The following is a 13,117-nucleotide window of genomic DNA, read 5'->3' on the forward strand; positions in this document are numbered from 1 at the left end:
CTCAGGCTCCTTGCAAACGATGCAGTGTGCGGCGGCGCGACAGCATGCCGATGGCGGCCAGGCCCGCCAGCATCAGCATCGATGTCGCGGGTTCGTCCACCGCGTTGATGCTGATGTTATTCAGTGCGAACTGGGCCTGGTTGAAAGCAGGGAAAGCCACGGAATTGCTGCACAGGCCAGCGTCGTTATAAGTGCACGCATTGAAGGTCAGCGCCGTGAAAACCTGGTTGCGCAAGGCGCCCGGCAAGGACGCGCCCAGGAAATAGTAATTGCCATCAATGTCCTGCCCGGGAAACGCCAGCGACGCCGTCACCACTTGCCCGCTGGCCAGCACGCCGCTCAGTTGCAGCAGCCCCCATTGCTGGTCTGGCAAACCGCTCACCGGCGCAAGGAAGGAATAATCGAAACCGGCCAGGGTAAATGCATGCAGGTCGCTGCGCACAATCTGCACGCCGCCATCATTGAGGATCGCCAGGTAATTGCCGGTGGCGCCTTGCGGACAGGCCGCGATATCGCATGACGAATTCGTGCGGCCATCGAGAATCGCACCCACCCCGCTGGACTGGCCATGCACAGCCGAAGTGGGGTCGGCCAGGAACAGCAAGTTATAAGCCGATACCTGCAGCACATCGCCGCTGCTGTAAATATCGGGGCCGATACTATCGAAATTGATCACCGCCGCCATGACGGGCGCGGCGCAACAGAGTGACAAGGCGGCAGCCAGCCGTCTTCCGACATGCGATAAACGATTCATTCTGCTTCCCCTGAAGATGATGTTGAATCGATGGCGCGGCTGAAGGCGGCGCCATCACGGGATACAGAAAATGAATAGCATATACACAATAATCTCTATTTATTTTTCCTCATCTTCCTGGTATTCAGTCCGGTTTTCTCGATGCGGCATGCGCATGCTCAACGCTGCAGCGGCAGATAACTTTGCTTTAATTGCCGCAAGACAAAACTCGATTTGCTGTGGCGGATACCGGGGATCTTGTACAGGCGCTCGCGCAGCAAACGTTCATAGTCGCGCGTATCGCTGACGGCAATGCGCAGGTAATAGTCATAGTCGCCCGACACCAGAAAGGCTTCCAGCACTTCGGGAATCATCGCCAGCGCGTGGCCGAACTCGAACAGGGCCTGGTCCGAATGGTCATCCAGCGTCACTTGCACGATGACCGTGTCGGCCAGCCCCACCTTGGCCGCGTTCACGTTCACCGTATAGCCCTCGATGACGCCATCGTCTTCCATGCGCTTGATGCGCGCCCAGCACGGCGACGACGTCAGGCCCACCTGCGCGCTCAAGTCGTGCAGGCTGATGCGGGCGTCCTGCTGCAGCGCCGTCAGGATGGCGAGGTCGAATTTATCTAGCTTCATTCTGCATTTCCTTCACTTTGCAGCAAATTTTGCTGAAGTAGCGATTTTATACGATAAATCCAGCAGCCTTTTCTGCTGCAACAGATAGACAATAAACGCATGAAACCTGACCACGCCACCCTGCTCGCTCCCGCCGTCGACCTCCCCTCCCGCAATGGCGCCAGCATGCTGATTGACACCCTGCTGTCGCTGGGCGTCGATACCGTGTTCGGCTATCCGGGTGGCGCCGTGCTGCCCCTGTACGATGCGCTGCATGCGCAGCCGCGCCTGCGCCACGTGCTGGTGCGACACGAACAGGCGGCCGTGCATGCCGCAGAAGGCTATGCGCGCAGCACGGGCCGGCCAGGCGTGGTGTTCGTCACGTCCGGCCCCGGCATGAGCAACACCACCACCGGCCTGCTCGACGCGCTGTGCGATTCGATCCCCCTCATCTGCATCAGCGGCCAGGTGGCAACAACATCCATCGGCACCAGCGCCTTCCAGGAATGCGACGCGCTGGGCATTTCGCGCCCCGTCACCAAATGGAACCGGCAAATCCGCGACGCCGAAGAAGTAGCAGCCGTGGTGCAAGCGGCGTTTGCGCAGGCGACACAAGGCCGGCCCGGCCCCGTGCTGATCGATTTCCCCAAGGATCTGCAACTGGCGCCCGTGCATGGCGCCCCGCCAGTTCCGGCAACACCGGAGCCGGCACGCCTGCCCGAACAAGCCGATATCGAGCGCGCCGCCAGCCTGATCGCCAGCGCGCGCCAGCCCGTGTTTTACGGCGGTGGTGGCTTGATCAATTCGGGCGGCCCCGCCTGCGCGCTGTTCCAGGCGCTGGCCGCCATGGCCGGCGCGCCATGCACCTTGACCCTGCTGGGCCTGGGCGCCTTCCCCGCTTCGCATCCTGCTTTCCTGGGCATGCTGGGCATGCACGGCACCCTGGAAGCGAATCTCGCCATGCACCATGCGGACCTGATCGTCTGCGTGGGCGCCCGTTTCGACGACCGGGTCACGGGCAAGCTCGATGCCTTCAGTCCCCACGCGCAAGTCATCCACGTCGATATCGATCCGGCATCGATCGGCAAGGTGGTGCAGGCCGATGTGGCCTTGCGCGGCGATTGCGCGCCCGTGCTGGCGGCGCTGATGGGCGCCTTGCAAAGCCAGGCCAGGCAGGATTTATCCGCCTGGTGGCGCCGCATCGATGGCTGGCGCGCGCAGAACAGCCTGGCGTTCTGGGACACACCGGACGTGATTGCGCCGCAAGCCTTGATGCAGCGCCTGCAGGCGGCACTCGATGGTCACGACGCCATCGTCGCCACCGACGTGGGCCAGCACCAGATGTGGGCGGCCCAGCATTTGCGCTTCGAGCGGCCCGGCCGCTGGCTCACGTCAGGCGGCGCTGGCACCATGGGTTACGGCCTGCCGGCCGCCATCGGCGCGCAGATCGCCCATCCCGATAAAACGGTGGTGTGCGTCAGCGGCGATGCATCGATCCTGATGAATATCCAGGAACTGGCGACCGCCGTGCAGCATCGCCTGCCCGTCAAAGTGGTGTTGTCGAACAATGGCTACATGGGCATGGTGCGCCAGTGGCAGGAACTGATACATGGTGGACGCTATAGCCACAGCTACACGGAAGCGCTGCCTGATTTCGTCGCCCTGGCGCGCGCCTTCGGCTGGCAAGCGCGTACGGTGGAACACCGCGCCGGCCTCGACGCGGCACTGGCCGAGTGCCTGGCGACGGATGGTCCGTATTTTCTCGACGTGCGCGTGCATGGCGAGGAAAACTGCTTTCCCATGATGGCGCCCGGCGCGTGCCACCATCAAATCACGCTCAGCAAGGGTGAGGTCTACGCGGAATAAAATATCCGCTTAACTCCAAATCCTGTAGATCCAGTAGCTTTCGTCCTCGCGCATGGCCCGCGTCAGCTCGGTCGGCGTCAAGCCGGTGATTTCACGCGTCTCGCGGCAGAAATGGGCCTGGTCGGCATAACCGCCGCTGGCGGCCACTTCGGTCCATGACACCGTGCCCTGCAAGATGGCTTCGCGCTCGTCGAGGAATACCTGTTCTGCGCGGCGCATACGGCGCAAGGTGCGCATGGGCTGGCCGGCCCAGGCCTTGATGCGGCGCTCGACATTGCGCGCACTGCTGGTCAATCCTGTCGATGCAGCCTGCACACCCAGGCGGCGCACCCAGTCGTGCATGGCGCCGGCCGGATGGTCTCCAGCCTTGCGGACCGCTTGCCAGCGCGGCGCCAGAAAAGCTTCCAGCAGACGGATGCGGGTCTCATCGTCGGGCGCGGCCAAAATGGCATCGGACAGCACCTGCCAGTCGGCGTCGAACACGCTCTCGAGCGGGAGAAACTGGTCCAGCAATGCATCCATCGACACGCCCGTCAACGCATATAAGGCGGCCGGATAAAACATCACCACGAACGAGTGCACAGGACCGGGGTTGTAGCTGACCAGCGGATACGAGCGGGGGCCGCCGAACAAGGCGGGCGGCATGCGTACGTCCGCCAGCGACAGGCCAGGTCCGGCCGCCTCCAGCTCGCCCGCGATAGTCCAGACGATGCAACACATGGGCACGGAAGGAAAACGGTTCAGGCGCTGCGCGGGTGGCAAGAGAGAACAGCCGGTGGTGTCGCGCACGACGATGGCGCGCACGCAGGACGCCAGCGCCAGGCGCGGTGCAATCAGGCGCGTGCTCGGTGTGGCGGCGATTTTCGAGGCAGTCGGCATGGCGTATATTGTACAGATAGTGGCGAAATTTGTAACACCAAAAAAATACCGGTAATGATGTCGTAAACGTTCAATACGCGGCAACCCACGGCGGGTACAGTGATGCCATCCTCAGCACCGCATCGTCACTGCATCGTTACCATTGGAGCAAGCCATGCCGCCACTCGATCATACCGCTACACCATCGAACGTACGTCCGCTGCGCCAGATCCGCCAATTGCCGGGGCCTCGGGCCCTGCCCTTTATCGGCAATAGCCTGCAAGTCAAACTGCCGCGCATCCACCTCGATATGGAAGGCTGGGCACGGCGCTATGGTCCCTTCGTGCGCGCCTGGTTTGGTCCGCAATTGATGCTGGTGGTCTCCGATAGCGAGGCAATAACCGCCATATTGCGCGACCGCCCCGATGGTTTTCGCCGGCCGCTCAGCAGCGTTATCGTGGCCGAAGAAATGGGTAGCCAGCCTGGCGTGTTCCTGGCTGAAGGCGCCGCCTGGCGCAACCAGCGGCGCATGGTCATGGCCGGCATGGCGCCCGGCGCGATCAAGGCGTATTTTCCCTCGCTGGTGACGGTGGCGCAGCGCCTGCAGCGTCGCTGGGCAAGTGCGGCCACGCGCGGCCAGGCCATCAACCTCGATGACGATTTAAAGCGCTACACGGTCGACATCATCGCCGGCCTGGCCTTCGGCACCAAGGTCAATACCCTGGAAGCGGGCGACGACGTGATCCAGCGCCACCTGGATGCCATTTTGCCTGCCGTGGCGCGGCGCAGCCTGTCGCTTGTGCCCTACTGGCGCTACGTCAAGCTGCCGCGCGACCACCGCCTGGACCGTGACATGGCGGCCCTGAAGCTGGCGATAGCCGATCTGATAGCACAGGCACGGACCCGCATGGCGCAAGACCCGTCGCGCCGCGAGCGTCCGCCCAATCTGCTCGAAGCGATGATAGTGGCCGCCGATGAAAAAGACAGCGGCGTCAACGATGGCAATGTGGCGGGCAATGTGCTGACCATCCTGCTGGCAGGTGAAGACACGACGGCCAATACGATTTCATGGATGCTGTATCTGTTGCAGCGCAATCCGCAAGCCTTGGCCAAGGCGCGCGCAGAAGTGCGCAGCCTGGCGCCCGATGTTTCCGCATTCACGATCGAGCAAATGGATAGCCTGGACTATCTGGGCGCCTGCGCCAGCGAAGCGATGCGCTTGAAACCGGTGGCGCCGTATATTCCACTCGAAGCGCTGCGCGACACCGTCATCGCCGACATCGCCATCCCGGCCGGCACCATGATCTGCTGCCTGATGCGCCACGATACGGTATCCGATACGCACTTTGCTGACGCGCAAGCATTCAAGCCCGAGCGATGGCTGGCCGAGGGCGAACAGGAAACCAACAATAAACGGGCGGCCATGCCTTTCGGTTCGGGCCTGCGCACCTGTCCCGGCCGCTATCTGGCCTTGCTGGAAATCAAGATCGCGATGGCCATGCTGCTGGGCAGTTTCGACATCGCCGGGGTCGATACGCCCGATGGTGGCGAGGCGCAGGAATTGATGGGCTTTGTGATGTCACCGATCGGCCTGTCGATGCGGCTGCAGAAGCCGCAGTGATACCATGGGGGAATTACACTTTATGTACTTTCTCCATGCAAATCCATCTTGAATCGCCACAACAAGCCGATGTCTTAGCCCTGATCGCCGAACTGGACGCCTACCAGCAAAGCCTGTATCCGGCCGAGTCTGTGTACTCGCTGGACCTGGCCTCATTGCCAACGGACACCCTGCTGTTTGCTGTCGCGCGCGATGGTCAAGGCGTGGCGCGCGCCTGCGGCGCCATCGTCGTCACGCCTGAATTTGGTGAAATCAAGCGCATGTATGTGCACCCGGACAGCCGCGGCCTGGGCCTGGCCAAGCGTCTGCTGGCCTTGCTGGAAGACAAGGCGCTGGCGCGTGGCTGCCGTTTGCTGACACTGGAAACGGGCATTCACCAGCCTGAAGCCATCGCCCTGTATGCCCGGCACGGCTACCAGCGGCGCGGACCCTACGGCGACTATCCGGACGATCCGTTCAGTGTCTTCATGGAAAAACCTCTGGCGCTGGCAGCATGAGTACGCCTGCTGACAGCCTGCTCGACATCCGCACCCGCCTGCGCAGCTTCGCCGATGAGCGTGACTGGGACCAGTTCCATACGCCAAAGAACCTGGCCATGGCACTGTCGGTGGAAGTGGCGGAACTGGTGGAACATTACCAGTGGCTGCCAACCGGTGCCGACGCGGAACTGGACGAGGCGAAACGCACGGGCATACGCCATGAACTGGCCGATGTGCTGATGTACCTGGTGCGCCTGGCCGACAAGAGCGGCGTCGACCTGCATGCGGCCGTGCTGGAAAAGATGGAACTCAATCGCTTGAAATACCCGGCCGAGCAGGTGCGCGGTGACGCCCGCAAATCGACCGAATACTGAGCTGCCGGCATCATTCGTGCGTGGCGGCTGGGCGAAACAGCGTAGCATGGCCCCATGCGCGCCCTCCTTTCACTGCTATTTGGCTCACTGCTCCACAGCACGATTGCGCTGGCGCAAACTGCGCCCACGCAACAAGTACAGCAAGTCAAGGTGGACGCCACGCGCGACCCGGTCGACAAGTCCTACCGCAAGATGATGTTGGGAGTGGACCGCTTTGAGCGCGACCATGCGCTGGCGCCGCAAGCCAGCCTGCGCTTTCGTCTGCTGCCGCGCCAGCCCGACATGGACATGCGCGGCGTACAGTTGCGCATCGCCGGCGACACCGTCAGCGTGCCGCTGCCCCTGGCTGCCGACAATAGTTTTGCGCCCGTGCGCAATCAACAGGCCTTGCGCGAAGACGCCGTATTGCTCGCCAACCGCAAGGCCAGCACCATGAGCTGGCGTGCGCAAGTGATCACGCCGGGCTTGCCGCCCGATACGCGGCGCCTGGGCGACTTGCGCCTGGAATGCCGCGCCGGCATGGATTCGGGCTTGATCTCGAATGACCCGCAAATCATCGCCTGGCTGTCGAGCATGCTGTACAGCACCGACAAGGTGTGTAACCAGCCCGATGGCAACTACCTGTTTTTCGCGGACCGGCCCCTGTTCGGCGTCACGTTGGTGCATGGCGAGCGCAGGCTCGCATTGCCCTTCAAAATGCTGTACGCGGGCGGCGAACAGACACCCGCGTCGCTGCCCTATTGCGATTGCCAGGTCTTGTTGGACCACAGCTATTACGCCCCCCTGTGGGACGCCAGCTGGCCCGACGACAGCTTGCTGGAATTGCACTATATGGACGAGGTGGCGCCATGAAGTGGCTGAGTCTATTGCTGTTAGTCACGCTCACCGCCTGCTCGGGCACGCGCGCCTTGCAGGCGAGCAAAAATGTGCCGTACGCAACGTTGGAACAGACGGTGCAGATAGGCGCCAGCAAGCAGCAGGTGCGCACGGCCCTGGGCGACAGCACGACCATTCGTTTCGATAGCGGTAATGAAGTGTGGATGTACACCTACCCGACGCAATCCGGTGCGCAGGGCGAGTTTGTGATTTTGTTTGGGGAAGATGGGGTGGTGAAGCAGGTGCGCAGCGGGGAAGTGTATCAGGCGGGGAAATAACTGTGGGGTCAGACGGGGACGCCGAGTTCCGACGGGGCGATACGTTCGAATGGAACGTATCGCGTTCACGAAGTGACTGGCCTTTCTAATTACCTCGCCTTAAGCAAAGCCCGCGTCCCCACACCAACCCCACGCCCAACACCCGCACTCTTGCGCTTCGGTGAAGATTTCAATTTAAAGATGCCGATCGACTTGGCCACGCTGTCAGTGCGCTGCGCCAGGTTGGTGGCCGCTGCCGCCGCTTCTTCCACCAGCGCAGCGTTTTGCTGGGTGATGCCATCCATGTGGATCACGGCTTGGTTGACCTGGCCGATGCCCTGGTTCTGCTCGCGCGTGGTCGAGGAAATCTCGTCCATGACTTCCGTCACGCGGGCCACGGAGGCGATCACTTCCGTCATGGTCGCGCCCGCATTGCTGGTCAGCTCGGTGCCCGCATTGACGGTGGCGATCGAATGGTCGATCAGGTGCTTGACTTCCTTGGCAGCCGTGGCCGAGCGCTGGGCCAGGCTGCGCACTTCACCGGCCACCACCGCGAAGCCGCGGCCATGCTCACCGGCGCGCGCCGCTTCGACGGCGGCGTTCAAGGCCAGGATATTGGTCTGGAAAGCGATGCCGTCGATCAAGCCGATGATGTCGAGAATCTTGCGCGAGGAACTGCTGATCTCATCCATGGTGGTGACCACTTCCGTCACGATGGTACCGCCCTTGGCCGCGATGCCCGATGCTTGTTGCGCCAGGTCATTGGCCATGGCCACGTGCTCGGCGCTGTTTTGCACGGTCGAGGTCAGCTCTTCCATGCTGGCTGCCGTCTGTTCCAGGCTGGACGCCTGCGACTCCGTACGGCTGGACAGGTCCATATTGCCAGTGGCAATTTCCGCCGTGGTGATGCGGATATCCTCGAAATTGGCGCGCACATCGCCGATGATGCTGTGCAAGTTGATATTTGTCTGGCGCAAGGCCGCCATCAATTGACCCATATCATCGTCGCGCACGTGCTCGATGGTGCCCGTCAAGTCGCCACCGGCCATCTTGCGCGCCACCGTGATGGCATCGTTCAAGGGTGCTGCCAGCGAATTGTGCAAGTGCGACCAGAAATACAGGGCCAGCGCCACGCCTACGGCAGCCGCACCGCTGAGCCAGCTGCGCGTGGCCGTGCTGGTATCGCCATCAATATTCCACACGGCGCAACCGAGGATGACCAGGATCAGGCCAAAGATCACGCAATGCAAGGCAATATCCTGCGGCAGGCTCAGCTTGCGCCATTCGACCAGCCTGGCAGCCCAGCCTTGGCGCACGAGTCGGCCATTGCGGATCGCCAGATTGGCCGTATTACCCTCTTTAAAACCCTTGTACAGGGCTGCCGCCTCGTTGATCTGCTCGCGCGTGGGCTTGGTGCGCACGGACATATAGCCGATCGGGCGGCCGTTTTCAATCACGGGGGTGATATTGGCCAGCACCCAATAGAAATCGCCATTCTTGCAGCGGTTCTTGACCATGCCCGTCCACGGCATGCCATTCTTGATGGTTTCCCACAGGTCGGCAAAGGCTTCGGCCGGCATATCGGGGTGGCGCAAAATGTTCTGGGGTGCACCCAGCAATTCCATTTCTGAAAATCCGCTGACTTCAATGAAATACTGATTCGCATAATTAATGTTTCCCTGTAAATCCGTAGTGGAAACAATCGTCATGCCTTCATTTAATACGTATTCATTTTGCGTAATAGGCGTGTTGACCCGCATTGTCGCTCCTCTATTTTTCTCGACTAGCATAACAAAAACATAAAAACAATATACCACATCAAGCACCTGCCAGATGCTGCCGCAGAGGATATGACGCCCATCAAACAATATAATAAAAGTTAATTTCGCTATCTTTTAATATTTACTTTAATTCAATTTAATTGACTTTATTAAAATGAAAATAAATGACTGAGTTTTAGTATCGGAATTATTTAAATATTATTTATCGTTCAAGTCATTGTTAAATCAGGGAAAAGCGCAGGGTAAAAGATGGAGCATGCGGACGCATACGGAATCGGTATGGGGCTGTCTTCAGCAATGGTAACGGAAGATGGAGAAGTGTTTCTTGCGGGAAAATAAATACCTGGCGTGATCACGCCAGGTACACAGTTGTCTCGAATCCGAGACACAGGCGCCGGGGAGACGCCTGTGAGGCTGCTGTTACTTGAACTTGCGCGGCGCCTTGTGACGCGGTGGCTCAGGCTTGCGCTCCGTGGTGCCGTCATCGAGGCTGATACGCAGTTTCTGGCCCGAGACGACGACCGTTTTCAGGTGGTCGAGGATCTCCGGTGGCATGCCTTCCGGCATATCCAGGATGCTGAAGTTGTCATAGATATCGATACGGCCGATCAGCTTGGCTTCCAGATTTGCTTCGTTGGCGATGGCGCCCACGATGTTGCTTGGCGTTACAGCGTGTTGACGGCCCACTTCGATGCGGTACGCCGTCACGCCTGGACGTGAACGTTCTTTCTTCGGTGCCCGTGGCGCGGCGTCAAACGCTGCGTCCGGTGCGGCGGCTGGCGCAGCCTTGGCGGCCTTGCGCGGGCTCGCTGGCGCCAGGTCCGGTGCGTCGCCGTCACGGCTGATGCGCAACTGCTGACCTGCAACCCAGACGGATTTCAGCTGATCCAGCAATTCTTTCGGCATGCTATCGGGCAAATCGAGGACGCTGTAATCGTCATAAATTTCGATGCGGCCGATATTTTTCGAATCGATGCCCGCTTCATTGGCGATGGCGCCCACGATGTTGCCAGGCTTTACGCCATGCTGATGGCCCACTTCGATGCGGAAAGTTTGCATGCCGGCGTCAGCAGGACGCGAGATGCGTTCCTTTTTCGGGAAGGCTGGACGCTCGCTGCGCTCGCCACGTTCAAAGCGGTCGTTACGCTCAAAGCGGTCATTGCGCTCAGGACGGTCAAAACGGTCTTGGCGTACTGGACGGTCGTCTTGCCAGGTGCTTTGCTCGCGCTGCTTGTTCTTGTCCAGCAGCAAGGGCACATTGCCGCGTGCCATCTTCGCCAGGGCGGCGGCGATTTCGATGGCAGGAATGTTTTGCTCGCGCTCGTAGTCTTCGATCAGCGACTGGAATTGTTCCAGTTCACCCAAGGCCAGGGTTTCCGTGATCTGTTCCTTGAACTTGGCGATACGCACGTCATTGACAGCCTGAATGGTCGGCAATTCCAGCATGCCGATCGGCTGGCGCGTGGCGCGTTCTATGGATTTGAGCAAGTTCTTTTCACGCGGGGTGATGAACAAAATCGCTTCGCCGCTGCGGCCGGCGCGGCCGGTGCGGCCGATACGGTGGGTATAGCTTTCCGGATCGTGCGGCACGTCATAGTTGACCACGTGGCTGATGCGCTCGACGTCCAGGCCACGGGCGGCCACGTCGGTCGCCACCAGGATGTCGATCTTGCCGTCTTTCAACTGCTGGATCGTACGCTCGCGCTGGGCTTGCTGGATATCGCCATTGATGGCAGCCGCCGAGAAACCGCGTGCCTGCAGCTTGCCAGCCAGCTCTTCCGTGCCCAGCTTGGTGCGGGCAAAGATGATCATGCCGTCAAACGCTTCCGCTTCCAGGATACGGGTCAGTGCATCGAGCTTGTGCATGCCCGACACCAGCCAGTAGCGCTGGCGGATATTGTCGGCCGTACCGGTCTTGGCAGCGACCGTGACTTCGGCCGGCTGGTTCAGATAGGTGGTGGCAATGCGTTTGATGACGGACGGCATGGTGGCCGAGAACAGGGCCGTTTGATGGCCTTCCGGCGTTTCTTGCAAGATGCGTTCAACATCGTCGATAAAGCCCATGCGCAGCATTTCATCGGCTTCGTCCAGCACCAGGGTTTTCAGCTTGGACAGGTCCAGCGAACCTTTGTCCAGGTGATCGATGACGCGGCCTGGCGTGCCGACAACGACGTGCACGCCACGGCGCAGCGCCGACAATTGCGGACCATAGCTTTGGCCGCCGTAGATCGGCAGCACGTGGAAACCAGGGATGTGGGCGGCGTAGACCTGGAACGCTTCAGCGACCTGGATCGCCAGTTCGCGCGTCGGGGCCAGCACCAGGGCTTGCGGTGAGCTTTGTTTCAGATCGATGCGCGACAGGATAGGCAAGGCGAAGGCAGCGGTTTTACCGGTACCCGTTTGCGCCTGGCCCAGCACGTCGCGGTTGGCGAGCAATAATGGAATCGTGGCCGCCTGGATAGGCGACGGTGTTTCGTAACCGACATCCTTGAGCGCGCGAACCAGCGGCTCGCTCAGGTTAAGGTCGGAAAATAAGGAAATTGGTGTATCAGACATGAAATCACTCACAAGTTCGCTCGAATCGCCCAATGCGAAAGAGTGTATCCTCTAGTTTACTCTTTACTGGAGCATACCGGGTGGATGCCAGCCGGATAACGCCGTTTTTTGCGTCTTAAAACGCAGAAAAATCGGCGATCCGCACGTAATTGGTGCAATATCGTGTCAATATTGAATCTTTTGCAAGATATTTGGCAAACCTGCCGGCCCGGACATTACGTTGCGCCAGGGTTGGACAAAAAAGCCAGCAAGTCCTGGTTCAATCTATCCTTGTGTGTGGTTGCCAGGCCATGCGGGGCGCCCGCATACACCAGCAGCTTGCTGCCAATAATCAATTCCGCAGTGCGCCTGGCTGAGGCGGCAATCGGCACGATCTGGTCATCGTCGCCATGGATCACCAGGGTCGGCACGTCAAACCTGGCCAGGTCCGGCGTGAAATCCGTTTCAGAAAATTGCTTGATGCACAAGTAAGCGGCCGGCATGCCCGCCTGCATGCCTTGCCGCCAGAAACTGTCGCGCACGCCTTGCGACACCTGGGCGCCGGGCCGGTTGTAGCCATAAAACGCCTCGCTCAAATCGCGGAAGAACTGGCTGCGGTCCTTGTGCACGCCAGCGCGGATATCGTCGAAGGCCGATAGCGGCAAGCCCACCGGGTTGCTGTCCGTCTTCAGCATCAATGGCGGCACGGCACCCACCAGCACCGCGCCAGCCAAACGGTCCGTACCGTGGCGGCCGATATAGCGCGCCACTTCGCCACCACCCGTGGAATGCCCGACCAGAGTAGCGCCCTGCAAGTCCAGCGCATCGATCAGGGTGGCCAGGTCGTCGGCATAGGTATCCATGGTATTGCCCTGGAAAGGCTGGCTGGAACGGCCATGGCCACGCCGGTCATGCGCGATGACGCGGTAGCCGTGCTCAGCGAGGAAAAACATCTGGTCTTCCCAGGCGTCGGACGACAAGGGCCAGCCGTGGCTGAAGACGACGGGCGCGCCACTGCCCCAGTCCTTGTAGTAAATCAAGCTACCGTCGGCGGTCTGCACGGTATTGCCGGAATGATGGTGGCTCTCTGCTGCGCTCATGGTGACACTCCCTGTGC

At 60.6% G+C, this 13,117-nt stretch carries 12 protein-coding genes; 6 read left to right on the plus strand and 6 right to left on the minus strand.

All coding sequences use genetic code 11. The annotated features are described in order from the left end of the window. Nucleotide 1: 1 nt before the first annotated feature. Together HDE75_RS21945 and HDE75_RS21950 are read right to left on the minus strand one after the other, a co-directional pair. Entirely contained in the window at nucleotides 2-754 is a 753-nt protein-coding gene (locus tag HDE75_RS21945; protein ID WP_183680490.1) for an NF038120 family PEP-CTERM protein, read from the minus strand. 158 nt (nucleotides 755-912) lie between these two features. Next, nucleotides 913-1,374 carry an Lrp/AsnC family transcriptional regulator gene (locus HDE75_RS21950; RefSeq protein ID WP_183680492.1) on the minus strand — a complete coding sequence of 154 codons (462 nt, stop codon included), beginning with the start codon at nucleotides 1,372-1,374 and terminating at the stop codon, nucleotides 913-915. 99 nt (nucleotides 1,375-1,473) lie between these two features. On the opposite strand from HDE75_RS21950, the gene ilvB reads away from it, so the two are divergent. After that, on the plus strand, nucleotides 1,474-3,219 hold the full coding sequence (gene ilvB / locus HDE75_RS21955) for a biosynthetic-type acetolactate synthase large subunit (RefSeq protein ID WP_183680494.1): 1,746 nt from the start codon (nucleotides 1,474-1,476) through the stop codon (nucleotides 3,217-3,219). A gap of 9 nt (nucleotides 3,220-3,228) precedes the next feature. Here the strand turns inward: ilvB and HDE75_RS21960 are convergent, their stop codons facing one another. Further along, on the minus strand, nucleotides 3,229-4,098 hold the full coding sequence (locus HDE75_RS21960; RefSeq protein ID WP_183680496.1) for a helix-turn-helix domain-containing protein: 870 nt from the start codon (nucleotides 4,096-4,098) through the stop codon (nucleotides 3,229-3,231). Between the two features lie 154 nt (nucleotides 4,099-4,252). Between HDE75_RS21960 and HDE75_RS21965 the strand changes: the two genes are divergently transcribed. Genes HDE75_RS21965 through bamE form a run of 5 tightly spaced genes read left to right on the plus strand, consistent with a single transcriptional unit; the run spans nucleotide 4,253 to nucleotide 7,705 of the window. Then, complete coding sequence (locus HDE75_RS21965) at nucleotides 4,253-5,698, plus strand: cytochrome P450 (RefSeq protein ID WP_183680497.1); 1,446 nt, start codon at nucleotides 4,253-4,255, stop codon at nucleotides 5,696-5,698. Between the two features lie 35 nt (nucleotides 5,699-5,733). Next, on the plus strand, nucleotides 5,734-6,195 hold the full coding sequence (locus tag HDE75_RS21970; protein ID WP_183680498.1) for a GNAT family N-acetyltransferase: 462 nt from the start codon (nucleotides 5,734-5,736) through the stop codon (nucleotides 6,193-6,195). Continuing rightward, nucleotides 6,192-6,551 (plus strand): nucleotide pyrophosphohydrolase, encoded by a 360-nt coding sequence (locus tag HDE75_RS21975; protein ID WP_183680499.1) that lies wholly within the window; start codon nucleotides 6,192-6,194, stop codon nucleotides 6,549-6,551. Before HDE75_RS21970 ends, HDE75_RS21975 begins: the two co-directional genes overlap by 4 nt. 54 nt (nucleotides 6,552-6,605) lie before the next feature. Further along, the gene (locus tag HDE75_RS21980; RefSeq protein ID WP_183680501.1) at nucleotides 6,606-7,403 is read left to right on the plus strand and encodes a hypothetical protein; all 798 of its coding nucleotides are present in this window, start codon (nucleotides 6,606-6,608) and stop codon (nucleotides 7,401-7,403) included. After that, the gene (gene bamE, locus HDE75_RS21985) at nucleotides 7,400-7,705 is read left to right on the plus strand and encodes an outer membrane protein assembly factor BamE domain-containing protein (RefSeq protein ID WP_183680503.1); all 306 of its coding nucleotides are present in this window, start codon (nucleotides 7,400-7,402) and stop codon (nucleotides 7,703-7,705) included. Before HDE75_RS21980 ends, bamE begins: the two co-directional genes overlap by 4 nt. Before the next feature lie 89 nt (nucleotides 7,706-7,794). Here bamE and HDE75_RS21990 read toward each other — a convergent pair whose 3' ends face one another. The 3 genes from HDE75_RS21990 to HDE75_RS22000 form a co-directional block, all read right to left on the minus strand. Continuing rightward, the gene (locus HDE75_RS21990) at nucleotides 7,795-9,444 is read right to left on the minus strand and encodes a methyl-accepting chemotaxis protein (protein ID WP_183680505.1); all 1,650 of its coding nucleotides are present in this window, start codon (nucleotides 9,442-9,444) and stop codon (nucleotides 7,795-7,797) included. Between the two features lie 441 nt (nucleotides 9,445-9,885). After that, complete coding sequence (locus tag HDE75_RS21995) at nucleotides 9,886-12,021, minus strand: DEAD/DEAH box helicase (protein WP_183680507.1); 2,136 nt, start codon at nucleotides 12,019-12,021, stop codon at nucleotides 9,886-9,888. A 215-nt stretch (nucleotides 12,022-12,236) separates the two neighbouring features. Then, nucleotides 12,237-13,100, minus strand: a complete 864-nt coding sequence (locus HDE75_RS22000; RefSeq protein WP_260174256.1) for an alpha/beta fold hydrolase — start codon at nucleotides 13,098-13,100, stop codon at nucleotides 12,237-12,239. Nucleotides 13,101-13,117: the final 17 nt, after the last annotated feature.

Origin of the sequence: Janthinobacterium silvisoli (genome assembly GCF_014200725.1) — a bacterium.
Lineage (GTDB): Bacteria > Pseudomonadota > Gammaproteobacteria > Burkholderiales > Burkholderiaceae_D > Janthinobacterium.

Excerpts from the sequence above, each read along its gene's own strand:
- HDE75_RS21980 (WP_183680501.1), top strand. The coding sequence starts at position 6,606 with ATGCGCGCCCTCCTTTCACTGCTATTTGGCTCACTGCTCCACAGCACG.
- HDE75_RS21990 (WP_183680505.1), bottom strand. The coding sequence starts at position 9,444 with ATGCGGGTCAACACGCCTATTACGCAAAATGAATACGTATTAAATGAA.
- HDE75_RS22000 (WP_260174256.1), bottom strand. The coding sequence starts at position 13,100 with ATGAGCGCAGCAGAGAGCCACCATCATTCCGGCAATACCGTGCAGACC.
- HDE75_RS21945 (WP_183680490.1), bottom strand. The coding sequence starts at position 754 with ATGAATCGTTTATCGCATGTCGGAAGACGGCTGGCTGCCGCCTTGTCA.
- HDE75_RS21975 (WP_183680499.1), top strand. The coding sequence starts at position 6,192 with ATGAGTACGCCTGCTGACAGCCTGCTCGACATCCGCACCCGCCTGCGC.
- HDE75_RS21970 (WP_183680498.1), top strand. The coding sequence starts at position 5,734 with ATGCAAATCCATCTTGAATCGCCACAACAAGCCGATGTCTTAGCCCTG.
- HDE75_RS21960 (WP_183680496.1), bottom strand. The coding sequence starts at position 4,098 with ATGCCGACTGCCTCGAAAATCGCCGCCACACCGAGCACGCGCCTGATT.
- HDE75_RS21965 (WP_183680497.1), top strand. The coding sequence starts at position 4,253 with ATGCCGCCACTCGATCATACCGCTACACCATCGAACGTACGTCCGCTG.
- ilvB (WP_183680494.1), top strand. The coding sequence starts at position 1,474 with ATGAAACCTGACCACGCCACCCTGCTCGCTCCCGCCGTCGACCTCCCC.
- bamE (WP_183680503.1), top strand. The coding sequence starts at position 7,400 with ATGAAGTGGCTGAGTCTATTGCTGTTAGTCACGCTCACCGCCTGCTCG.
- HDE75_RS21995 (WP_183680507.1), bottom strand. The coding sequence starts at position 12,021 with ATGTCTGATACACCAATTTCCTTATTTTCCGACCTTAACCTGAGCGAG.
- HDE75_RS21950 (WP_183680492.1), bottom strand. The coding sequence starts at position 1,374 with ATGAAGCTAGATAAATTCGACCTCGCCATCCTGACGGCGCTGCAGCAG.